The organism is Oceanisphaera psychrotolerans (assembly GCF_001870485.1).
Lineage (GTDB): Bacteria > Pseudomonadota > Gammaproteobacteria > Enterobacterales > Aeromonadaceae > Oceanimonas > Oceanimonas psychrotolerans.
Genome location: NZ_MDKE01000001.1, coordinates 38,441 through 59,448 on the forward strand (window position 1 = coordinate 38,441; position 21,008 = coordinate 59,448).

General features: G+C 59.2%; 19 protein-coding genes and 1 pseudogene. 12 read left to right on the plus strand and 8 right to left on the minus strand.

The features are described 5' to 3' along the window. Window positions 1-26: 26 nt before the first annotated feature. Genes BFR47_RS00185 through BFR47_RS00195 form a run of 3 tightly spaced genes read left to right on the plus strand, consistent with a single transcriptional unit; the run spans window position 27 to window position 2,713 of the window. Complete coding sequence (locus BFR47_RS00185; protein WP_071471201.1) at window positions 27-248, plus strand: sulfurtransferase TusA family protein; 222 nt, start codon at window positions 27-29, stop codon at window positions 246-248. A gap of 12 nt (window positions 249-260) precedes the next feature. Next, complete coding sequence (locus BFR47_RS00190) at window positions 261-1,334, plus strand: AI-2E family transporter (RefSeq protein ID WP_071471202.1); 1,074 nt, start codon at window positions 261-263, stop codon at window positions 1,332-1,334. A 41-nt stretch (window positions 1,335-1,375) separates the two neighbouring features. Then, the gene (locus BFR47_RS00195) at window positions 1,376-2,713 is read left to right on the plus strand and encodes a sodium-dependent transporter (RefSeq protein ID WP_083398937.1); all 1,338 of its coding nucleotides are present in this window, start codon (window positions 1,376-1,378) and stop codon (window positions 2,711-2,713) included. Between the two features lie 175 nt (window positions 2,714-2,888). Here BFR47_RS00195 and BFR47_RS00200 read toward each other — a convergent pair whose 3' ends face one another. Continuing rightward, the gene (locus tag BFR47_RS00200) at window positions 2,889-3,725 is read right to left on the minus strand and encodes a tetratricopeptide repeat protein (protein WP_071471203.1); all 837 of its coding nucleotides are present in this window, start codon (window positions 3,723-3,725) and stop codon (window positions 2,889-2,891) included. 10 nt (window positions 3,726-3,735) lie between these two features. Further along, window positions 3,736-4,494, minus strand: coding sequence for a 4'-phosphopantetheinyl transferase family protein (locus BFR47_RS00205; protein ID WP_071471204.1), 759 nt, complete (start codon window positions 4,492-4,494; stop codon window positions 3,736-3,738). 205 nt (window positions 4,495-4,699) lie between these two features. Here BFR47_RS00205 and BFR47_RS00210 point away from each other — a divergent pair, with 205 nt between their 5' ends. Continuing rightward, entirely contained in the window at window positions 4,700-5,092 is a 393-nt protein-coding gene (locus BFR47_RS00210) for an NlpC/P60 family protein (protein ID WP_245748723.1), read from the plus strand. Window positions 5,093-5,168: 76 nt separating this feature from the next. Here the strand turns inward: BFR47_RS00210 and BFR47_RS00215 are convergent. Then, window positions 5,169-7,024 (minus strand): annotated as a pseudogene (locus tag BFR47_RS00215) (DUF3413 domain-containing protein). A gap of 39 nt (window positions 7,025-7,063) precedes the next feature. Next, entirely contained in the window at window positions 7,064-7,291 is a 228-nt protein-coding gene (locus BFR47_RS00220; protein ID WP_071471206.1) for a YejL family protein, read from the minus strand. A 77-nt stretch (window positions 7,292-7,368) separates the two neighbouring features. On the opposite strand from BFR47_RS00220, the gene yejK reads away from it, so the two are divergent. Then, window positions 7,369-8,367 carry a nucleoid-associated protein YejK gene (gene yejK, locus BFR47_RS00225; RefSeq protein ID WP_071471207.1) on the plus strand — a complete coding sequence of 333 codons (999 nt, stop codon included), beginning with the start codon at window positions 7,369-7,371 and terminating at the stop codon, window positions 8,365-8,367. A gap of 49 nt (window positions 8,368-8,416) precedes the next feature. On the opposite strand, the gene ahpF is transcribed toward yejK, so the two are convergent. Both ahpF and ahpC read right to left on the minus strand, forming a co-directional pair. After that, window positions 8,417-9,958: an alkyl hydroperoxide reductase subunit F gene (ahpF, locus tag BFR47_RS00230; RefSeq protein ID WP_071471208.1), complete on the minus strand. Its 1,542-nt coding sequence runs from the start codon at window positions 9,956-9,958 to the stop codon at window positions 8,417-8,419. Window positions 9,959-10,052: 94 nt separating this feature from the next. After that, window positions 10,053-10,619, minus strand: a complete 567-nt coding sequence (ahpC, locus tag BFR47_RS00235) for an alkyl hydroperoxide reductase subunit C (protein WP_071471209.1) — start codon at window positions 10,617-10,619, stop codon at window positions 10,053-10,055. Between the two features lie 810 nt (window positions 10,620-11,429). Here ahpC and BFR47_RS00240 point away from each other — a divergent pair. The 6 genes from BFR47_RS00240 (at window position 11,430) to BFR47_RS18330 (ending at window position 18,622) form a co-directional block, all read left to right on the plus strand. Further along, window positions 11,430-13,028: an isocitrate lyase gene (locus tag BFR47_RS00240; protein ID WP_071471210.1), complete on the plus strand. Its 1,599-nt coding sequence runs from the start codon at window positions 11,430-11,432 to the stop codon at window positions 13,026-13,028. Between the two features lie 298 nt (window positions 13,029-13,326). Then, entirely contained in the window at window positions 13,327-14,430 is a 1,104-nt protein-coding gene (locus BFR47_RS00245) for a thiamine pyrophosphate-dependent dehydrogenase E1 component subunit alpha (protein WP_245748714.1), read from the plus strand. 147 nt (window positions 14,431-14,577) lie between these two features. Beyond that, window positions 14,578-15,486, plus strand: a complete 909-nt coding sequence (locus BFR47_RS00250) for an alpha-ketoacid dehydrogenase subunit beta (RefSeq protein WP_245748715.1) — start codon at window positions 14,578-14,580, stop codon at window positions 15,484-15,486. A 9-nt stretch (window positions 15,487-15,495) separates the two neighbouring features. Next, complete coding sequence (locus BFR47_RS00255) at window positions 15,496-16,782, plus strand: 2-oxo acid dehydrogenase subunit E2 (protein WP_071471211.1); 1,287 nt, start codon at window positions 15,496-15,498, stop codon at window positions 16,780-16,782. A gap of 2 nt (window positions 16,783-16,784) precedes the next feature. Then, complete coding sequence (locus BFR47_RS00260; protein WP_245748716.1) at window positions 16,785-18,179, plus strand: protein kinase domain-containing protein; 1,395 nt, start codon at window positions 16,785-16,787, stop codon at window positions 18,177-18,179. A gap of 17 nt (window positions 18,180-18,196) precedes the next feature. Further along, window positions 18,197-18,622 (plus strand): hypothetical protein, encoded by a 426-nt coding sequence (locus BFR47_RS18330; RefSeq protein ID WP_245748717.1) that lies wholly within the window; start codon window positions 18,197-18,199, stop codon window positions 18,620-18,622. Here the strand turns inward: BFR47_RS18330 and BFR47_RS00265 are convergent. Beyond that, window positions 18,592-19,185, minus strand: a complete 594-nt coding sequence (locus BFR47_RS00265) for an acyl carrier protein phosphodiesterase (RefSeq protein ID WP_071471212.1) — start codon at window positions 19,183-19,185, stop codon at window positions 18,592-18,594. The genes BFR47_RS18330 and BFR47_RS00265 overlap by 31 nt on opposite strands. Next, complete coding sequence (locus tag BFR47_RS00270) at window positions 19,182-19,694, minus strand: CBS domain-containing protein (RefSeq protein WP_071471213.1); 513 nt, start codon at window positions 19,692-19,694, stop codon at window positions 19,182-19,184. Before BFR47_RS00270 ends, BFR47_RS00265 begins: the two co-directional genes overlap by 4 nt. Window positions 19,695-19,874: 180 nt before the next feature. Between BFR47_RS00270 and queA the strand changes: the two genes are divergently transcribed. Then, window positions 19,875-20,921, plus strand: coding sequence for a tRNA preQ1(34) S-adenosylmethionine ribosyltransferase-isomerase QueA (queA, locus tag BFR47_RS00275; RefSeq protein ID WP_071471214.1), 1,047 nt, complete (start codon window positions 19,875-19,877; stop codon window positions 20,919-20,921). Window positions 20,922-21,008: the final 87 nt, after the last annotated feature.

Consider the following 21,008-nt stretch of genomic DNA (forward strand, 5'->3'; position numbering starts at 1 on the left):
AATGCCTTTCTTTTGCCGGAGGTGAGGTGGAGATACTGGATGCGAGCGCCTGGCGCTGTCCCTTGCCGCTGATCCGGGTCAAACTCTGGCTGAAGGCGGCCGAGGCCGGGCAACAGTTACGACTGTTACTGAGAGATGCGGGCTCACGTCAGGATATTCCTGCTTATGTTTCGCGCATGGGCCACGCCATTGAGGTGGTGGCTGACGATGGCGAAATGCTGACATTGATGATCACCAAGGCACCATAAGGAAGTTATTGCATGCTGGATGTTCTCAAACACTGGTATCGACAGCGGTTTTCCGATCCCGGTGCCGTTGCGTTGTTCCTGAGCCTGCTGTTTGGCTTTGTGGTGGTGTATTTTCTGGGCCATATTCTGGCGCCTTTTTTCGCCGCCGTGGTCATGGCCTACCTGCTGGACTGGCCGGTCAGCCGGATGGAACGGCTGGGGCTGACCCGCTGGCTGGCCGCTTCCGTGGTGCAACTGCTGTTCGCCATCGTGGTGGTGCTGTCACTGATCAGCATAGTGCCGACCTTCTTGTCGCAGACCGCCAACCTGGCCCGTGAAATACCGACCATGATCAGCCGCTCCCAGGAGCTGCTGCTGACCCTGCCGGAGCAATATCCCGAACTGGTGGATGTGACCCTGGTGCAAAGCGTACTGGACGATCTACGTGCTCGTCTGCTGGGGTCGGCAGACGCCATTCTCAGTGTGTCACTGAGCTCGCTGACCAATGCCGCCGTCCTGATGGTGTACCTGATCCTGGTGTCGGTGCTGGTGTTCTTCATGCTGAAAGACAAGCGTGCCCTGATGCACAGCGCCAGCCACTTTCTGCCGCGCAACCGGGAGCTGGTATCGCGGGTGTGGCATGAAATGAACGTGCAGATCGCCAACTATGTGCGCGGCAAGGTGATAGAAATCCTGATCGTGGGCAGTGTCAGCTACCTGACCTTCGTGTTGCTGGATTTGCGTTATCCGCTGTTGCTGGCGGTACTGGTCGGCTTCTCGGTACTGATCCCCTATATCGGCGCGGCGGCGGCCACGGTGCCGGTGGCCATGGTGGGCCTGTTCCAGTGGGGATTTACGCCCCCCTTCTTCTACCTGATAGTCGCCTACGGCATCATTCAGGCGCTGGATGGCAACGTGCTGGTGCCTATTCTGTTTTCGGAAGCGGTCAACCTGCATCCCATCGCCATCATCGTGGCGGTGCTGGTGTTCGGCGGCCTCTGGGGCTTCTGGGGGGTGTTTTTCGCCATTCCCCTGGCCACGCTGGTGAAAGCGGTGCTGAACGCCTGGCCCCGGCAGGATGACGCGCTGTCCAGCTCGGATATTTAATGAAAAAGCATATTTAGTGCACAAGAAATAAGGACAATATAGTGAGAGAACATTTTGGCTCGCGCTTCGGGTTTATCATGGCCGCCGCCGGGGCGGCGGTGGGGCTGGGCAATATCTGGGGTTTTCCGACCCAGGCGGCCAGCAACGGCGGCGGCGCTTTTCTTATTACCTATCTGGTACTGGTGATGGTGCTGGGCTTTCCGATGCTGGTGATGGAAGTGGCCATCGGCCGCCATGGCCAGGCCAACCCGGTGGACTCGGTGCGCAAGCTGGGTCGTACCCCGCTGCAAAAGGCGATGGCCTCGCTGGTGGGCTATGCGGGCATGCTGGTGCCGAGCCTGGTGCTGTCGTTTTACGCCATCGTCGCCGGCTGGCTGCTGGCCTTTCTGGCGGCGGCGGTGACCCGCATCCTGGGCTGGGATAGCGCCACCACCTGGCTGCAGGCATTCGGGCTGGAGCGCAATATCGTCTGGACGCTGGCCTTTTATCTGCTCACTATTCTGGTGGTGCAGGCCGGAGTGCGCCGGGGCATCGAACGCTGGTCGGCGCGACTGATGCCGGCGTTGTTTGTGCTGTTTTTGCTGCTGTTCTTTTATATCCTGACTCAGGACGGCGCCATGGTCGGGCTGAAACACTATCTGGTGCCGGATTTCGGCAAGGTACTGGAACCGGATCTTCTTATCAGCGCCATGGGGCAGGCCTTTTTCTCGCTGACCATCGGTGGCTGTTCCATGCTGATGTACGGCTCCTACCTGAACAATAAAGAGAACATTCCCCGTACCGCCTTTCAGGTCACGCTGATCGATACCGGGGTCGCCTTTCTGGCGGGTCTGGTGATACTGCCGGCGATGTTCGTCGCCATGCACAACGGCGTGACCATCTTCGCCGAAGACGGCAGCCTGCTCAGCTCCGACACCCTGGTGTTTGTGGTGTTGCCGGCACTGTTCGATACCATGGGGCCGATAGGGCTGGTGATGGCGCTGGTGTTCTTCGTGCTGATGGGCATAGCGGCGCTGACCTCGTCCATTTCCATGCTGGAAGTGCCGGTGTCTTACACCACCGAGCGCTTCAAGGCCCCGCGTCCGCTGGTAACCTGGCTGCTGGGCGGGGGCCTGGCGCTGTTCAGCGTGATCATCTGCCTGAATTTCGGCACCCTGTTTGGCTTGGTGATCCGGCTGTCGACCCAGAATATACAGCCGCTGGTCGGCCTGGGCTTCTGTGTGCTGGGGGGCTGGATGTGGGGGCGGGCCAGGCTGTTTGAAGAGCTGGTGCAGGGCTCGCCCGAACTGGCGGCCAGCACCTTCTGGCGTATCTGGCCCTGGTATGTACGTATCGTATGTCCGCTGCTGGTGCTGCTGGTGATTGGCTCCAGCTGGTAAGATCGCGGGAGCAGAAAGCAGCTGAATTCTGAGTTGTAGCTGCCACTTTAGTTGGCAGGGCCCGCGAAGCGGGCCTTTTAATGCTGAAGTCGAGAAGACCTGCTGCGCAGGTCCCGCCAGCTAAAGCGGCGGCTACAAAGGAGCCTTGCTTCAGCCAGTCCCCGAATCCCGGAACTTAGTACAGCATGCTGTACAGCTTGCGGCGGTAGCGAGAGGCGACCGGATCGGCACCCATGGTGGTGAGCATGTCCAGGAAGTGCTTTCTGGCTTCGCCAAAGGCCAGATCTTGTTGCAGTACCTCGGTCAGCAGTTGCAGGGCTTCTTCCTGCCGGCCAGCCTGAAAATACAATACCGCTAGCTCTTCTTTCAACTGCAGTGACTCCGGCTCGGCGGCGAGCTTCTGTTCCAGCTCACGCAGCTCGGGGCTGTCGGCGGCTTCTTCTGCCAGCTCCAGTCGGGCCAGAATATGCTGATACTGGCTGTCCTGATCGGCCATGCCGATGGTGGCCAGCAGTTGTTTGGTTTCTTCCAGTTTGTTGAGGGCGAGGGCGGCTTCTGCCAGACAGAGGCGGATGGTCGCGCTGTCTTCCAGCGCCCGGGCCTGCTGCAGCAGACCGTAGGCGGCCTGGGGATCCATGCCCAGCATCTGCTTGGCCTGATCCAGCAGCAGCTCGGCTTCGTTGGGCTGGTAGGACTGTAGAAACTGCTTGATACCCTTTTCATCCTGCGGACCTTCCAGTACGTCTACCGGCTGGCCATCCTTGAAGGCGACCATGGCCGGCAGCCCCTGCAGGCCCAGCTGCACAGCCAGGCTCTGCAGCTGAGGGTCTTCCACGTTGACCTTGGCCAGATCGATGTGGCTGTTGTCGGCTCCGATAAGTCGCTCCAGCAAGGGCGTCATGGCCTGACATTCGGGCACCTGCTGGGCGTGAAAGTAAATCACCACCGTCTTGCTCATGGATGCTTCGATTAGCGCTTGCTGGAAATTCTGCACATTGATATCAACGATCATAAACAGGGCCTCACTCAGGCGTTATAAATGGGGGAACTATGGGTAAGTTGGGTTGCTGCCCGGTAATTTCAAGTTCGAGCGGTAAATCCGGCAGCCGAAGGTGTGTCGGCTCGGCGCCCGGGAGAGCCTCGCCAGCCTCGCTCTGGCTATCGATGGCGAGGGTCAGCCAGCTGTGTGCCAGCGGATATTGATAAAGCCGGTAAGGATGTTGGTCCAGCGTGGCGCAGCTATCGTCCGGTTGCCAGTGCACCCGTTGCAGATTATTGGCGATGCCGCCGCCATCGGCCTTGAGCACCGCCTCCTTGACGGTCCACAGCCGCAAGAAGTCGGCTTCCGGACGCGTGCCCCGGCTTAACCATTGTTGTTCTGGCTCGCTCAGGTAACGACGGGCCAGGCGGGTTATCTGGGGGGGCGATAACTGCCGGCCTTCGATATCGAGACCCAGGCTGCCCCGGTTGCCGAACGCCAGCGCCAGCAGATCGCCGCTGTGGCTGATATTGAAATGCCAGCCAGCCTGTTCCAGTCGGGGTTTACCCCGGGCGTCGATATGGATGGGGATGCGGTCCGGCGCCAGCCCCAGCCGCTCTGCCAGCAGGTGGCGCAGCAGATAACGGCCCAGTAAAAACAACATCGCCTGGCGTGGGTGACGGATGCCGTCGAGCCGCGCCAGTTCTGGCTGAGAGAGCGTTTTTCGAGCATTTTCGGGCAAACTGACGCCGGAACAATCACAAATCAGCAAGCCGGTGAAAATATCCTTGTTTTTACTCATATTATTTTTGCCAAACCCCCGGGATCTGCACTAGTATCTTTCAGATTGATAGCTGGTTGCCATTATTCATATGAAAAAGGTAATTCTTCTTGGTGGTTTGCTGCTGCTTGCCGGTTGCAGCAGCAGTCAACACCCCGAGTCAGGAAAAAAGATGGCTGGAAAAAAACCGTCTTCTTCCCTGACTTACAGTATCAGCACCGGCCCGATGAAACCCAGATATGCACCGGGTTCAGTCCGGAGTCTGCATCAGGTTTATCAGCGCTGGCGGGGCGTTCCCTATCGCTTTGGCGGCGCCGATACCGAGGGCATCGATTGCTCGGCCTTTACCCGCACCCTGTATCAGGAAGTATACGGGATGGAGTTGCCCAGAAGTACTTACGAGCAGGTGACGCTGGGGCGGGAGATCCCCAAAAAGGAACTGCAGCCGGGTGATCTGGTGTTTTTTCGCACCGGTCGCACCCAGCATAATGGTGTTTATGTGGGAGACGGCAAGTTCGCCCATGCGTCATCCAGCGTGGGAGTGACCATCTCCCGGCTCGACAACGTCTACTGGCGTAGTCGCTACTGGCAGGCCCGACGTTTGCTCGACGAACAGTAAAAAACGGGATTAGGGATTCGAGTCTCTAATCCCTAATCCCTAATCCCTAATCCCTAATCCCCAGTCCCGGCCTTAATCACTCGCCCTGAAATCGATTCAGTTCGTTCATGACCAGCAGTAACAATGACAGCTCCGGGCTGCGTCCGGCTTGGGCTGATAGTCCTGCGCCCGCAGCAGCTGGAAATCACCGCGACGATTGAACAGGGTAATGTCATCCTGTTGATAGATAACATATTCCTCCTCATCAGACGCCAGTCGCCAGCGGCTGGCGTCTGCCTTGAACAGCGACTGGCCGGTACTGAAACTGCGCAGCGGGCTCTGTACGCCCAGCACCTGTCGCATCAGGGTGGGGACCAGATCCAGCTGGCTGGTTGGATGATTGAAGAGCGCGGGCTGGCGCTGGCCGGGCCAGTCGATGATCAGCGGGACTCGTAACTGGTAAGGCGAGTAGGCGGTGCCGAAACCCCAGGTGTTATTGTCATTATCGTTGAATTCCATGCCGTGACCGGAGGTGACAATCACCAGAGTATTGTCACCGGTCGCCTGTTTGACCCGGGCCAGCAACTGGCCGAGCAGGCGGTCGGTATAGAACACCGCATTACGGTAGCGATTGAACAGGGCGTCTCGTTGCTCGTTTTGATAGGCCCGGACCGGGTTCAGTTGCTTCAGCGATGGCTGGAACGGACCTTCGGTATCGGCGGGCAGATCCAGCTCATTCAGCGCGTCCAGATAGACGAAAGAAAACCAGGGGCGCTGTTCATCCTGTTGTTCCAGCCAGACGCCGAAGTCGGCCACCGCCTGCCGATCACCGGTGGCACCCCCGGCCGCAGCCTCGAAAGGCTGATTGCGCAGAGTGGAAAAAATGGCGTCCTGATACAGAGGCTTGTCGAGCCCGCCGCTGGCAAAGAGGCCGAAGCGATAATCCTGGCGTTGCAGTTCGTCGAGCAGTACCGGCGCCATGCCTTCCTGTTCGGCGTCGCGATGATAATGGGCCGGCAGGCTGTAAAACAGGCTGAACAAGGAGGTGTGTGGGCGATTGCCGGCACTGAGATGATTATCGAAGCGCAGGTGTCGGCTGGCAAAGCGGTTCAGGTTGGGCATGGTGATGGCATCGAGCTGATCGGCGCGCAAACCGTCCGCGACCACCAGCAGAATATTGGGTGCCTTGTCCGGCGCCTGCACCGACAGCGGGCGCAGCGGATAATTCAGCCGACGCCCGGGCTGTTCCGCCACCTGCTGTGACAGCTGGCGATACTGATCCTCGTCCAGCCAGCCCTGCTTGATCAGGAAGCTTTTGGCGGTCATCGGGTAAGACAGCGGAAAGTTGGCCTTCTGATCGGTGATGGGGGTATACACCAGCGCGTCGGCCCAGATATGGACGCTGTGGGTCAGAAAAAAGCTCACCAGCAGCGGCAGCGCCAGTGGCAGTGTCAGGGAGCGTCGACGACGCTGGCTCCAGCGCCAGAGCCAGCCGGCCAGCCACAGTTCAAACAGAAACAGCACCGGTACCCATACGAACAACCAGCCCCAGCCAGAGGCCTCTTCGGCCTGGGCCTGTTCCAGCAGCAAGCGCCAGACGGTGGGATTGAGGTGAAACTTGAACAGGCTGAAGACCTGAGTGTCCACCAGCAGCAGGGTGAGGGCACCGGTGGCGATGGCGGCGCCGATGAACTGCACCGCCCGTATTCTGGCAAACAGAAAGGTCAGCGGGAACAGGGTCAGCAGATAGGTAAAGAAGGCCAAAAAGGCGAAATGCCCGACCCAGCTCACCAGCATATAGCCGATACCCAGAGGGGTGTCGGGCCAGCCCGCGATCATCAGGTAACGGCTCGAGACCAGCAGCGCGAGCAGGATATTAAAAAATACCAGCCAGTGTCCCCAGCCAATCAGGCGAGAGACATTGTCGCGATAGAGGTTACCGGTTTCGAGCATAATTCAGCATGATCAACGATTTTTGTCGGTAAAGGGTGCTCAGTGAGCCCCTTTTTGGGTATCGACGGAAGACGTCAGCACCTTGGCAAACTTGTCGGCAATGGCTTTACGTTGTCCCGGAGCGATTTGATGATTGATGATATGGGTGGCCAGGTTACCCAGCACCATCAACCGCAGATCGGCCGGTGCCAGATGTTTGTCCATCACGGCTTCCAGCTCGCTCAGTAGTTGATCAAATTGTTTTTCGTACTTGGAGATAACAGGCATGGGCGTTCAATCATGTAACTTGATAACAGGATGACTATAATACCCCACCCCTTCTGGCAACTCTACGGCAATCTGTTATGAGCCTGGACATCGAACACATCATCGTACATTCCCTGTTTCTGGATGAGCAAGGACAGACCCAACTGGCCACCAGAGAGCAGGAGCTGGCCACGGGGCCGGCGGTCAACCAATTGATGGGCGAGCTGCACCATATCTACAACACCAAGGCCGGCAAGGTGTTCGGTTATTTCAATGAAGACGACAGCGGCTTTCGAGATCTGGTGCGGCGAGTGGAGGATCAAAGCCTGACCTTTGCCGCCTTTACCCATCAGGCGGCCGAACGGTTGCTGGCCGAGCTGAACCGGCTGGACATGAGCGAGCAGGGCGTGTTGCTGTTTGTACGCTATCAATGGCTGGGGGCGCATTATCTGCTGATCGCCCTGCTGGACAACAAGGACAGCGTCACGGTCACCGAAAAGCTGGAAGTCAGCCATGCCAGCTACCTGGATCTGGGCAAGATGCAGCTGGCTGCCCGCCTGGATCTGACCGAGCTGCAGAGCCGCCCCGACTCCCACCGTTATTTCTCGTTCATCAAGGGCCGGGCCGGACGCAAGGTGTCGGACTTCTTCCTGAATTTTCTGTCCTGTGTCGAAGGCATGGATCCCAAGGCCCAGAGCCAGGGCCTGCTGAAGGCGGTGGACGAATTCTGTGAATCCCGTCAGCTCAGTCAGGAAGAGAAGCTGGAGAGCAAGGCGCTGGTCAGCAAGTATTGCCGCGAGCAACTGAAAGAAGGTGAGGAGCTGGAACTGCGCGAGCTGTCGGCGGAGCTGGGTACCGATGACGATCTGGACTTCTATCAGTTTGTCAGCGAGGAATACCAGCTGGAAGACAAGTTTCCGGTGGACAGATCCGCCCTCAAGGGACTGACCAAATACGTTGGTTCCGGTGGCGGCCTGACCATCAGCTTCGATCAGAAGCTGCTGGGCGAGCGGATTCAGTATGACGCCGCCACCGATACCCTCACCATCAAGGGCACCCCGCCCAACCTTAAAGCGCAACTAAAAGGCGGGGAATAGGGAGCAGGGAATGGGGAATCCCTATTCTCCACTCCCTATTCCCTCGGTTTTAACTTCGGATCAGGTGATCGAAGGCACTCAGGGCGGCGGTGGCGCCGGCACCCATCGAGATGATGATCTGCTTGTAGGGCACAGTGGTGGCGTCGCCGGCGGCAAAGACCCCGTTCATCGAGGTGGCGCCTCTGGTGTCGATCATCACCTCGCCGAAGCGGGTCAGCTCCACTTCCGAGCCCTTGAGGAACTCGGTGTTGGGCACCAGGCCTATCTGTACGAAGATGCCGGCCAGCTCCAGCAGTCTGCTGTCACCACTGACCCGGTCGGTGTACTTCATGCCGGTCACCTTGCTGCCGTCGCCGACCACCTCGGTGGTCTGGGCGTTGGTGATGATCTCGATGTTGCCCATTGCACGCGCCTTGCGTTGCAGTACCTCGTCGGCGCGCAGGGTATCGGCGAATTCCAGTACGGTCACATGCTCGACGATGCCGGCCAGATCGATGGCGGCCTCGATACCGGAGTTACCGCCACCGACGACCGCGACTCTCTTGCCCTTGAAGAAGGGACCATCGCAGTGCGGGCAGTAGGCCACGCCCCTGGTGCGGTATTCGGCTTCGCCCGGTACGTTCAGCTCGCGCCAGCGGGCACCGGTGGCCAGGATCACGGACCGGCTTTTCAGGGTGGCGCCACTAGCTAACGGGACCTCCAGCAGCTCACCTTTGCCGATACCGGCGGCACGCTGATCGGTAATGATGTCGACCCCGTATTCTTTTACATGCTGTTCCAGGCTGGCGGCCAGCTTGGGGCCTTCGGTATAGGGTACCGAAATGAAGTTCTCGATACCGACGGTGTCCATCACCTGACCACCGAAGCGCTCGGCAACCAGGCCGGTACGAATGCCCTTGCGGGCCGCGTAGATGGCGGCGGCGGCGCCGGCGGGACCACCGCCTACTACCAGTACATCGTAGGGGGCCTTTTCGTTGAGAGCAGCGGCCTTGCGCTCGGCGGCGCCGGTGTCGAGCTTGCCGACGATCTCTTCCAGGCTCATGCGGCCCTGTCCGAAATGCTCACCATTGAGGTATACGGAAGGCACGGCCATCACCTGACGCTCGTTGACCTCGTCCTGGAACAGGGCGCCATCGATCATCACATGGCTGATGTTCGGGTTAAGGGTCGCCATCAGGTTCAGCGCCTGTACCACGTCCGGGCAGTTCTGGCAGGACAGGGAAATATAGGTTTCAAAATGGTACTGGCCTTCGAGGTTGCGGATCTGTTCCTGCAATTCGGGGGCGGCCTTGGACGGATGACCGCCGGCCTGCAACAAAGCCAGTACCAGAGAGGTAAATTCGTGGCCCATGGGGATGCCGGCGAAGCTGACCCGTGGCGTCTGCCCGACGGGGCCGATGCTCATGCTGGGAGTGCGGCTGGCTGGGGCTTCCTCGAGTTCTACCTTGCCGGAAAGCGCACTGATTTCGGTGGCCAGTTCCAGCAGTTCTCTGGATTTGGGGCTGTTATCACCGGACACGCTGACTGCTACCGGCGAAACGATATTCTGCAGATAGGTGTCCAGTTGTTTTTTCAGATTGATATCTAACATGATCGTGTCCTGTGCTGAATTTTGGGTATAAAAAACCCGGCCCGCCAACCGGATGACACAGCATCGCAGCGGACCGGGGTTTGGATGTCGGGTCTTAGATTTTGCCGACCAGGTCCAGTGAGGGGGCCAGTGTCGCTTCGCCTTCCTGCCATTTGGCAGGGCAGACTTCACCCGGATGAGCGGCCACGTACTGGGCTGCCTTGATCTTGCGCACCAGGTCGGAAGCGTTGCGACCGATACCTTCGGCGGTCACTTCGATGGCCTGGATCACGCCCTGAGGGTCGATGATGAAGGTGGCCCGATCGGCCAGGCCCTGTCCTTCCCGCATCACGCCGAAGTTGTTGGTGATGGTGCCGGTCTGGTCGCCCACCATGTAGTACTGGATCTTGCCGATGGTGTCGGAGCTGTCGTGCCAGGCCTTGTGGGTGAAATGGGTGTCGGTGGATACCGAGAACACTTCCACGCCCATGTGCTGCAGCTCGGCGTAATGGTCGGCCAGATCGCCCAGCTCGGTGGGACAGACAAAGGTAAAGTCGGCCGGGTAGAAGAACACCACTGACCACTTGCCTTTCAGGTCGGCCTCGGTGACTTCGACGAACTTACCCTGATGATAAGCCTGGGCGGTGAAGGGTTTGATTTCGGTGTTGATAGCAACAGACATGTTGGCTCCTTGATTTCATGATTGGGTGTGTCTTGCGAACGAGGTCCATAGTAGTTGGGCCGGTTTGATTAGTGAAATGATTGGTTTCTATTGTTTTGATAGTTAAAAACTATCTATTTTTTTCTGTCCGGCCTCGTCACGATCCACCCTCTGATCAGCCCCCGATGAAGAGGAGCACCGCCTGTTGTTCCGACAAATAACGGCATGGGGAAAATGATAAAACAACGACAAACCGGCATCGCCTGGTATCCGAGTTGTGATGGGCTCTGATTTTTTTGCAGTTGCAAAATAAAGTGGGGATGACCGCCGACAGCTCGGTGCAGTACCGCCCTGTTAACATTTGATCCGGGAAGAAATGAATTTAAAAACCTTTTAGTTATATCAAGACTATTTGTTTTTAGTGAATTTAATTTACGTAACTAAGTTACGAATCAAGGTGTATTGGTCCAATGGTGAAGACCTTGTTGATCCAGCGTTGTAGAGGGTTATGGCTTTAATACTTTAGTTTTAAGTCTTTTTACTTGTGTGACTTATGTTGTGTTTTTGTGAAATTAGAACTTGATCTTATGTTTTTTTTTGAGCAAGTTAATAGCCGTACCGCAACGCAGAACAAACGGAAACGAAATACGGGGCAGCGAGTCAATGCAAGTCCTGCATCAATAAATAGAAAAGTCTGATTGCGGAGCAAAACGATAAAAGCCACTGCTCAACACCGGCAACATGGGTTGCTGTTATCCGGTTCGCTGGTGTGACAGGGAAGTGAAAAGGCTCAGACACGAGAGCCTCAACCGACAGAACAGGACCGAGACCATGCCATACGCAAGCGAAGTTGATGCACTCACCTCTTTGATCAAGCAAAATCCGACCTGGAGCGCCATTAAGCCGGAGCATGCCGCCCGTATGCGTGCCCAGAACAAGTTCAAGACCGGACTGGATATTGCAAAGTTCACCGCGAAAATCATGCGCGAAGACATGGCCAACTACGACAAGGACAGCTCACAGTACACCCAGTCGCTCGGCTGCTGGCACGGCTTTATCGGTCAGCAGAAGCTGATCTCCATCAAGAAGCATTTTGGCAGCACCAAGCGTCGTTACCTGTATCTGTCCGGCTGGATGGTGGCGGCCCTGCGCTCCGAGTTCGGCCCGCTGCCGGATCAGTCCATGCATGAGAAAACCGCGGTTTCCGGCCTGATTGAAGAGCTGTATACCTTCCTGCGACAGGCCGACTCCTGGGAGCTGAACCATCTGTTCCGTGCCCTCGAGGAAGCCCAGCAGGTGGGCGACAGCGCCAAGGTCAAGGACATCGAAGCCCAGATTGACAACCATGAAACCCATATCGTGCCGATTATCGCCGATATCGACGCCGGTTTCGGCAATGCCGAGGCGACCTACCTGCTGGCCAAACAGATGATTGAAGCCGGCGCCTGCTGTATCCAGATCGAAAACCAGGTGTCCGACGAGAAGCAGTGCGGCCACCAGGACGGTAAAGTGACCGTGCCTCACGCCGACTTCCTCGCCAAGATCAATGCGGTACGTCTGGCCTTTCTCGAGCTGGGGGTGGACGATGGTGTCATCGTGGCCCGTACCGACTCCCTCGGCGCTGGCCTGACCAAGCAGATTGCAGTTACCAATGAGCCGGGTGATCTGGGTGACCAGTACAACAGTTTCATCGACGGCGACGTGATCGAAAGTGCCGACGACATCAACAACGGCGACGTGGTCATCAAGCAGAACGGCAAGCTGGTCAAGCCCAAGCGCCTGGCGTCCGGTCTGTTCTGTTTCAAGGAAGGCACCGGTGAAGATCGGGTAGTGATGGACTGCATCGCCAGCCTGCAAAACGGCGCCGATATGTTGTGGATTGAAACCGAGAAGCCCCATGTGGGTCAGATCGCCGGCATGGTCAACCGCATTCGCGAAGTGGTGCCCAATGCCAAGCTGGTGTACAACAACAGCCCGTCCTTCAACTGGACCCTGAACTTCCGTCAGCAGGTATTCGATGCGTGGGCTTCAGAGGGCAAGGACGTATCCGGTTATGACCGCAACCGGCTGATGAGTGCCGACTACGACACCACCGAGCTGGCCAGGCTGGCCGATCAGTGGACCGCCAACTTCCAGCGCGACGCCGCCCGTGAAGCCGGTATCTTCCACCACCTGATCACGTTGCCGACCTACCACACCGCGGCCCTGTCTACCGACAACCTGGCCAAGGGCTACTTCGGCGAGGAGGGCATGCTGGCCTATGTGGCCGGGGTTCAGCGCAAGGAAATCCGCCAGGGTATTGCCACCGTCAAGCATCAGGACATGGCCGGTTCCAATATCGGCGATGATCACAAGGAGTTCTTCGCCGGGGAAGCGGCGCTGAAGGCCGGTGGTAAAGACAACACCATGGGGCAGTTCGAGAATATCTGATATTGCTCAACAGGTTGAAAGCATAAAAATAATACTAACTAGGTCCATCTCGTATTTTGGCAGCCCCAGGGCTGCCATTTTTTTATGTCTTTGACCCGTAGAAGGGGTCAACGGGTCACGCTGGAGCATCAAAGAGGACAAGAGCCCGCTTCCCCGGCCTCGACCGGTAACGGCGAGCCTGCTCACTCCCGGCAGCTTGTTAACCAGGTGTTATAATTGGCGTCATGTCAAGCGGCCATGGGGATGCCGGTCTGGCCTCGTTTACAGCATCCTCCGGTCAATGAGGGGGAGTGACGCCATGACCAACCCGAGCAATACCACCGCCTTCAGGGTGCACCAGGCTCAGTTTACCGGTGCTCAGGCACTCAGTATTCCCACCCTCAGCATTTTGCAGGAAGACGGCTCCCTTTTTGCGGGAGCCTCGCCGCCGGTACTGGACAGAGAAACGGCATTGAAAATATACGAGAGCATGGTGTTTATTCGTATTCTGGATGAACGCATGCTGGCGGCCCAGCGTCAGGGCCGGCTCAGCTTCTATATGCAATGCCTGGGTGAGGAGGCGAGTACCGTGGCCAGTGCCGCCGCTCTGGACCGGAAGGACATGATCATGGCCCAGTACCGGGAACAGGGGGCGTTGCACTATCGGGGTTTCAGCCTCAATCAGTTCATGAATCAGCTGTTGTCCAACGAACGGGATCTGGGCAAGGGCCGGCAGATGCCTGTGCACTATGGCAGTCGGGATCTTCACTTCATGACCATTTCCTCTCCGCTTGGTACCCAGATCCCTCAGGCCAGCGGCTATGCCTACGGCCAGAAACTGAGGGGAGAAAGCAACGTTACCCTCTGTTATTTCGGCGAAGGGGCGGCATCGGAAGGGGACTTTCATGCGGGCCTGAACATGGCGGCCGTGCTGCGGGCGCCGGTGATCTTTTTCTGCCGTAACAACGGTTATGCCATCTCGACCCCGGCCAATGAGCAGTTTATCGGTGACGGCATTGCCTGCCGGGCGGTGGGGTACGGCATGCAGGCGATTCGGGTGGACGGTGCCGATGCGCTGGCGGTGTACGAGGCGACCCGGCTGGCCCGCAAGCTGGCGCTGGAGCAGCAGCAACCGGTACTGGTGGAAGCCATCGCCTATCGGCTGGGCGCTCACTCGTCTTCCGACGACCCCAGCGGTTATCGTTCCCGGGAAGAAGAAGAACGCTGGCGCAAGCAGGATCCCATCGCCCGCTATCGTTTGTGGCTGCAGCATAAGGAGTGGCTGGACGAAGCATCCGATCAGATTGCGACCGATGCCCTGCGTCAGGAGGTGCTGGAGGCACTGAAAGCCGCCGAGCAGTTGCCCAAGCCTCATATCGATACCCTGATTGGCGATGTGTACGCCGAACCGACGCCGGCGTAAGCGAACAGCTCGAGCAGCTGAAAGCCCATATTCGGCAATATCCGGATGCCTATCCGCTGACGGCGGGGAGGTTTGAATAATGGCAGAAATGAATCTGTTGCAGGCCATCAACCAGGCGCTGGATCTGGCGATGGCGCGAGACGAAGCGTGGTCTGCTTCGGCGAGGATGTCGGCCATTTCGGCGGGGTGTTTCGGGCCACCAGCAAGCTGCAGGACAAATACGGCAAACAGCGTTGCTTCAATACGCCCCTTACCGAACAGGGCATCATCGGTTTTGCCAATGGCATGGCGGCCCGGGGGCTGAAGCCGGTGGCCGAAATCCAGTTTGCCGATTATATCTACCCGGCGTTCGATCAAATCATCAACGAAACCGCCAAGTACCGCTATCGCTCCGGCAACCAGTTCGATGTGGGCGGCCTGGTGATCCGCACCCCCTATGGTGGCGGCATCAGTGGCGGTCATTATCACAGCCAGTCCCCGGAGGCTTACTTTGCCCACACGGCGGGGCTGCGAGTGGTGATACCCCGGGACCCGGCCCAGGCCAAGGGGCTGCTGCTGGCCGCCATCGCCAGCCCGGATCCGGTGTTGTTCATGGAACCCAAACGATTGTACCGGGCCGCCGTGGGGGAAGTGGATGAAGACTACTATGAATTGCCTCTGGGCGAGGCCGAGGTAGTGCAGCAGGGAACCGATATCACCGTGCTGGCCTGGGGCGCCCAGATGGAAGTGGCGGGCAGGGCGGTGGCCCTGGCCGAGCAGGACGGCATTTCCTGCGAGCTGGTCGACTTGCGCAGCATACTGCCCTGGGATGTGGAGCGGGTGGCCGAGTCGGTGTTGAAAACCGGTCGACTGGTGATCAGCCAGGAGGCACCGCTCACCGGCGGCTTTGCCGGAGAAATTGCGGCCACCATTCAGCAGCGCTGTTTTCTATATCTGGAAAGCCCCATCACCCGGGTCTGCGGCCTGGATACACCCTATCCGCTGGCACTGGAAAAAGAATACATGGCGGATCATCTGAAGACTTACGCCGCCATAGTGCGCACGTTCAACTTTTGAGGGGGCGGCATGAAGCAGGATTTTTATCTGCCGGATATCGGTGAAGGCATAGTGGAATGCGAGCTGGTGGAGTGGCTGGTGGAGGAAGGCGATCGGGTGGTCGAGGATCAGGCGATCTGCGATGTGATGACCGACAAGGCACTGGTGCAGATACCGGCAATGCACAGTGGCACTGTGACCCGGCTTTATATCGCGAGGGGCAAGATGGCCAGGGTACATGCGCCATTGTTCGAGATGGAAGTGGCAGGAGACGCCGATGCCGGGTCGGAACCGGAGATGGCGCAGCCGGTTGCGGTATCCGCACCGGCATCGAGACCCGAACCCGAATCAAAGGCCGAGCCGGTTCCGGTTTCCCGGCCTACCGAGCGTGAATCGCGTGAGCCGTCAATCGACCCGGCGTCGGCCGGGGCCAAGGCGGTGGCCAGTCCGGCGGTGCGCCGGCTGGCCCGGGAGCTGGAGCTGGATCTGAGCCGGATCCCCGGCTCCGGCGACAAGGGGCGTATCTACAAGGAAGACATCGATGCCTATCTGGCAGAGCGGAAACAAGAAAAGGCGACCGGCACTCGTTCGGTCGATCCGGAGCCGGGCGACGCGGAAGGGCACAGTGAACCGCTGACCGGCATTGCCGCCGCCATGGCCCGGCAGATGACGGCCTCGCTGGCCATTCCGCAATTTACCTTTTGTGACGAGCTGGCGCTGGGCGAGCTGCTGCGACTGAAAAAAAGGTTGAAGCCGGTGTTTTCGGAGGAGGACATCAAGCTCACCCTGCTGCCGTTTTTTATCAAGGCGCTGTCGCTGGCACTGCACGATTTTCCGTTATTCAACAGCCGGCTCAACCCCAAGGGTACCGGGGTCAGCTATCTGCCGGATCATCATATCGGGGTGGCGGTGGATACCGACGCCGGCTTGCTGGTGCCGGTGCTGCGTCACTGTCAGCGACGCTCCTTGCTGGACATCGCCGCCGAGCTGGAACGACTCACGGCGGCGGCGCGGGCCGGTCGGCTGGCCCCGGCCGAGCTGCAGGGCGCCACCATTACCCTGTCCAATATCGGTACCCTCGGTGGTGTGGTGTCTACCCCGGTCGTCATGCCGCCGCAGGTGGCCATTGCCGCGCTGGGGCGCTGGCAGCGGCTGCCGCGCTTCAACGAGGCCGGTGAAGTGGTGGCACAGGAACTGATGATGGTGTGCTGGTCGGCGGATCACCGTTTGATCGACGGCGCCACCCTGGCCCGCTTCAACCGGCGCTGGTACCGTTACCTGGAGCAACCGGAGCGGATGCTGGCCCAATTGAAATAATAATGGTTGATTCGATCATGAGCCGGCATCAGTTACGCAATTTCTATATCCCCGAAGAGCAGTCCATCTACCTGCTCAATGCCAATGACGCCAGAAAGCTGAAAGACTGGATTGCCCTGTGCGTGAGCCAGCTGGAAAAACTGGGTTACCGCCATATCAGCCTGGTGGGGCACGGCGCCTACGGTTTTACCTTCGCCGGCAACGCCGAACCGGGGGAAGAGTATGCTTTCAAGTTTTCTCGCATCACCCTGCCCGAACATATCCGGGAACGGCTGGCCGACGAGGCCTCTATGCTGTCGCAGGTGCGTCATCCGCGAGTGCCGACCTATATCACCTATCAGCGACTGAAGAAGCAGGGCATCCTGATGATGAGTCGGGCCAGAGGCGTGGATCTGGAGCAATACAGCCTGCGTCGGGGGCGGCTGCCGCCCCGCCAGTTGATCGACATCGCCGCCCAGTTGGCGGACATTCTTCAGGCCCTGCGTCAGCACCGCAAGGACGGCCAGCCCGCGCCCGTGGTGCACGGCGATATCAAGCCCTCCAACATCGTGTTCGATGAGGACAGCGGCCACCTCAGTCTGGTGGACTGGGGATCCTCGGTGTTTGCCCAGCTCGATGGTGAGGGGCAGTTTGTGTCCGCCAATGTGATGCAGCTGATGTCGGCGGATCTGCAACACAGCAATGCGCGGCTGGGGGATGTCTATTTCATCGGGCCCGAACAACGGGAAGGGGCGCTGTCCAGTCCGCGTTTCGACGAGCAGGGGGTCGCGGCCACCCTCTACGCGCTGGCGTCGGGCCAGTCCTGTCGTTTTGGCTGCCACGCCATACCGGCGGTGAGCCTGGGCTTGCCGAAGGAATTTGCGTTGATGCTGGACGCCTTGCTGGGGGACGATGCCGGACTCCGGCGGCGGGCCGGAGATCATTTCATTGCCGCCATGCCGCGATTGAAGCGGCTGGTGCTGCCCGAGCTGCCGCTGTTTGATGACAGCCCCATGCTGCCGGTGTGGACCAGTCCCGAGCGTCACGACATGGACACCGTGGTTTATTCCTCCCGTAAATCCTTTCTGCGCGAGCACAGTGAGGAGGCCGGTATCCATTATGTGGACGATGCCCAGCTGGAGCGCTACTACAAGAACTACCTGGCAGGAATGGGGGATACCGAAAAGGCCTTCGTGGCGGCGGTCAGCCGGCTGGGGCGTTATCCGGTGGTGGGCGGGCTGGCTCTGCACTGGCGGGAAGAAGGGCTCTATATCGACTCCTGCCTCAACCTCTACGATGAGGAGCTACGGCCCGCCTTTGCGCTGGCGGTCAACAACGTGGTGATGCTGGCCCGGGCCATCGATAAAATCGGTCTGTTCAAGGCCTGTCTGTTCACGCCCGCAATACCATCCACCTGAGTCGCGGGGCGCCGGCGTTGCCTTTCGAGCCGGCCGCGGACACCCGTATTCCCTATCGACTGGCGGCCATTCCCAGTCCCCCTGATGCCAGTCGCCAGCATTCCTATTTCGAGGATGGCCGGGATCCGGACGAACAGCTGGTACTGCCCACCGCCATCATGGCGGTGATCGCCCGGCTCAACGAGATTCATCATACCGGCTGCATCATCTTCGAGGTGACGCCGCGGTACATGAAGCTGCACAGCTACTACCGGCTGCTGGATGCCGCCGCCGAGGCGGAGTTCGCCGCCCTGTTACGGCAGATAGTGGAACTGATACCGACGATCGACGATCAGGGAGTGGGGGGCTTCATGAAGTTGCCCCACAAGAATACCCGGCTGTTCAGTCACCAGCCGGTGCAACCGACGTTGTTCTACCCGGCCAATCCCAGGGCCCGGGACTGATCCAGCACGAAGCGCTGCAGCTCGGGATAAAAGCCGAGAAAGGCCTGCTCCATGGCGGAATACTGTTGCTGCAGGAGTGGCGCGCACCGGGGCAGGGGAGTGGGCCGGCGAAAACGGGGGTCGATGCGAGCGATGGCGAGGGTAATGCCCTCCAGGCTCCGGTAGCTTTCCAGCAAGCGGTATTGCTTGAGCCGCTCCACCAGGGTGACCATGGCCTCAGGCCAGTGTGCGTCCGGTTGCAGCTGCCGATGGCTGTAGCCGATAAAGTCGTCCAGCGGCCAGGGGTGATAGCGAGACCAGTGGCTGGCGAGAAAGTGATCGAACATCATGTCCATGATGATGCCGCCATAGCGACGAAAGGGGCTGGGCAGGTTACGCACGGCCCCGGCATGCAGGGGATGGGCATCGGTGAAACTGTCGATGCGCCGGTGCAGTTGAATACCGATCTGCAAGGATGATGGCAAACGGGGATCGATGCTGCCCCTGGCATATTCGCCGAGCAGGGCGCCGGGCAGGCTGGTGTTGCTGATATACGCCAGATGCAGGTGAGCCAGGTAATTCATGACGCAGGCTGATCGTCGGCACTGGCCCGGGCGTTCGCCAAATCCAGGTCCAGATCGTCGTCATCAGGCTCGTCGATCGGCGGCTCGGCCAGCTGGGCATCCAGCACCTCCAGCAGGTGGATGGCGACGGTGACGAAGTCGCTGTCGGTGACGATGCCCACCAGTCTGCCCTTGTCGACCACCGGCAGGCAGCCGTACTTGTGCTTTTGCAGATGAAGGGCGGCTTCGCGGATACCGGCTCTGGGGCTGACGGTGGTCACCTCATGCACCATCACCTCCGAAATCTGATGCTGTTGCAGAAAGTCGCCATTGGTGCTCTGCTCCAGACTCGACTCCTGCGCCGCCAGAATATCCCGCTGGCTGACCAGTCCCACCAGACGATCGTCCGTCTGTACCGGCAGATGACGGATATGATGGCGCTGCATCAGGGTGCGGGCTTCGGCCAGGGTGGTCGAGGGGGGCAGGGCGATGACGTTGCGTGACATAATTTCAGAGACGATGGCGGGCATAATCTTTCTCCTCTCTACTTTATATCAAGATAGCCTAACCGGGCGGTCGGGTAGAGCAACCTCTTGCGGCACCGGTACGGCCGCGCGGGAATGCCCATTATGCCCCAAGGGTGGGCGAATTGCCTTGATCCTGTGGGACGGCCTCACTAGACTAGCGCCCGTTATGACAAGAGGTTGTGTATGCTGGTCCGCGATTTTTCCTTTGAGCTCCCCGACGAACTGATAGCCCGCCATCCGATGCCCGAACGCTCCGCCAGCCGGCTGCTGCAGCTGAACGGTAACAGCGGTGACATCACCCATGGTCAATTCGGTCAGATCCTGAACCTGGTCAATCCCGGTGATCTGCTGGTATTCAACAATACCCGGGTGATCCCGGCCCGGCTGTTCGGGCGCAAGGCCAGCGGCGGCAAACTGGAAGTGCTGGTCGAGCGGGTGCTGGACGACAAGCGGGTGCTGGCCCACGTGCGCGCCTCCAAGGCGCCCAAACCGGGCTCTGCCCTTGTGCTGGAGCCGGATGTGCAGGCGACCATGCTGGCCCGCCACGACGCCCTGTTTGAAATCGAATTCCACGACGAAAGACCGGTGCTCGAGATCCTCGAAGCGGTAGGTCACATGCCGCTGCCGCCTTACATCGACCGGCCCGACACCGACGCCGACAAAGAGCGTTACCAGACCGTTTACAACGAAAAGCCCGGCGCCGTGGCCGCGCCCACCGCCGGCCTGCACTTCGATCAGCCGCTGTTGGACGCCCTGACCGCCAAGGGCGCCGAACTGGCCTTCGTTACCCTGCACGTGGGCGCCGGCACCTTTCAGCCGGTGCGGGTCGACAAGGTGCTCGAGCACAAGATGCACGCCGAATATATCGAAGTGTCGCCCGAAGTGGTCGCGCAGATAGCAGCCACCCGCGCCCGGGGCGGTCGGGTCATTGCCGTGGGTACCACCTCGGTACGCTCGCTGGAAAGCGCCGCCCGGGCCACCATGGCCAACGGCGAGCCGCTGGCGCCCTTTTACGGCGATACCGATATCTTTATCTACCCCGGCTACCGCTTCCAGCTGGTGGACGCCATGATCACCAATTTCCACCTGCCCGAGTCGACCCTGATCATGCTGGTCAGCGCCTTCGCCGGCTACGACCATATCATGGAAGCCTACCGGCAGGCGGTAGCCGAGCGTTACCGTTTTTTCAGCTACGGTGATGCCATGTTTATTACTCGACAACAGGGTTAAAAACAGGGATTAGGGACTGGTGACTGGGGATTCGAGCGCTGTTTACAGACTCAGGTTTACTCAGGCAGCGATGCCGCATGGTTTGCC

Excerpts from the sequence above, each read along its gene's own strand:
- BFR47_RS00190 (WP_071471202.1), top strand. The coding sequence starts at position 261 with ATGCTGGATGTTCTCAAACACTGGTATCGACAGCGGTTTTCCGATCCC.
- BFR47_RS00200 (WP_071471203.1), bottom strand. The coding sequence starts at position 3,725 with ATGATCGTTGATATCAATGTGCAGAATTTCCAGCAAGCGCTAATCGAA.
- BFR47_RS00205 (WP_071471204.1), bottom strand. The coding sequence starts at position 4,494 with ATGAGTAAAAACAAGGATATTTTCACCGGCTTGCTGATTTGTGATTGT.
- BFR47_RS00210 (WP_245748723.1), top strand. The coding sequence starts at position 4,700 with ATGAAACCCAGATATGCACCGGGTTCAGTCCGGAGTCTGCATCAGGTT.
- BFR47_RS00220 (WP_071471206.1), bottom strand. The coding sequence starts at position 7,291 with ATGCCTGTTATCTCCAAGTACGAAAAACAATTTGATCAACTACTGAGC.
- yejK (WP_071471207.1), top strand. The coding sequence starts at position 7,369 with ATGAGCCTGGACATCGAACACATCATCGTACATTCCCTGTTTCTGGAT.
- ahpF (WP_071471208.1), bottom strand. The coding sequence starts at position 9,958 with ATGTTAGATATCAATCTGAAAAAACAACTGGACACCTATCTGCAGAAT.
- ahpC (WP_071471209.1), bottom strand. The coding sequence starts at position 10,619 with ATGTCTGTTGCTATCAACACCGAAATCAAACCCTTCACCGCCCAGGCT.
- BFR47_RS00240 (WP_071471210.1), top strand. The coding sequence starts at position 11,430 with ATGCCATACGCAAGCGAAGTTGATGCACTCACCTCTTTGATCAAGCAA.
- BFR47_RS00245 (WP_245748714.1), top strand. The coding sequence starts at position 13,327 with ATGACCAACCCGAGCAATACCACCGCCTTCAGGGTGCACCAGGCTCAG.
- BFR47_RS00255 (WP_071471211.1), top strand. The coding sequence starts at position 15,496 with ATGAAGCAGGATTTTTATCTGCCGGATATCGGTGAAGGCATAGTGGAA.
- BFR47_RS00260 (WP_245748716.1), top strand. The coding sequence starts at position 16,785 with ATGGTTGATTCGATCATGAGCCGGCATCAGTTACGCAATTTCTATATC.
- BFR47_RS00265 (WP_071471212.1), bottom strand. The coding sequence starts at position 19,185 with ATGAATTACCTGGCTCACCTGCATCTGGCGTATATCAGCAACACCAGC.
- BFR47_RS00270 (WP_071471213.1), bottom strand. The coding sequence starts at position 19,694 with ATGCCCGCCATCGTCTCTGAAATTATGTCACGCAACGTCATCGCCCTG.
- queA (WP_071471214.1), top strand. The coding sequence starts at position 19,875 with ATGCTGGTCCGCGATTTTTCCTTTGAGCTCCCCGACGAACTGATAGCC.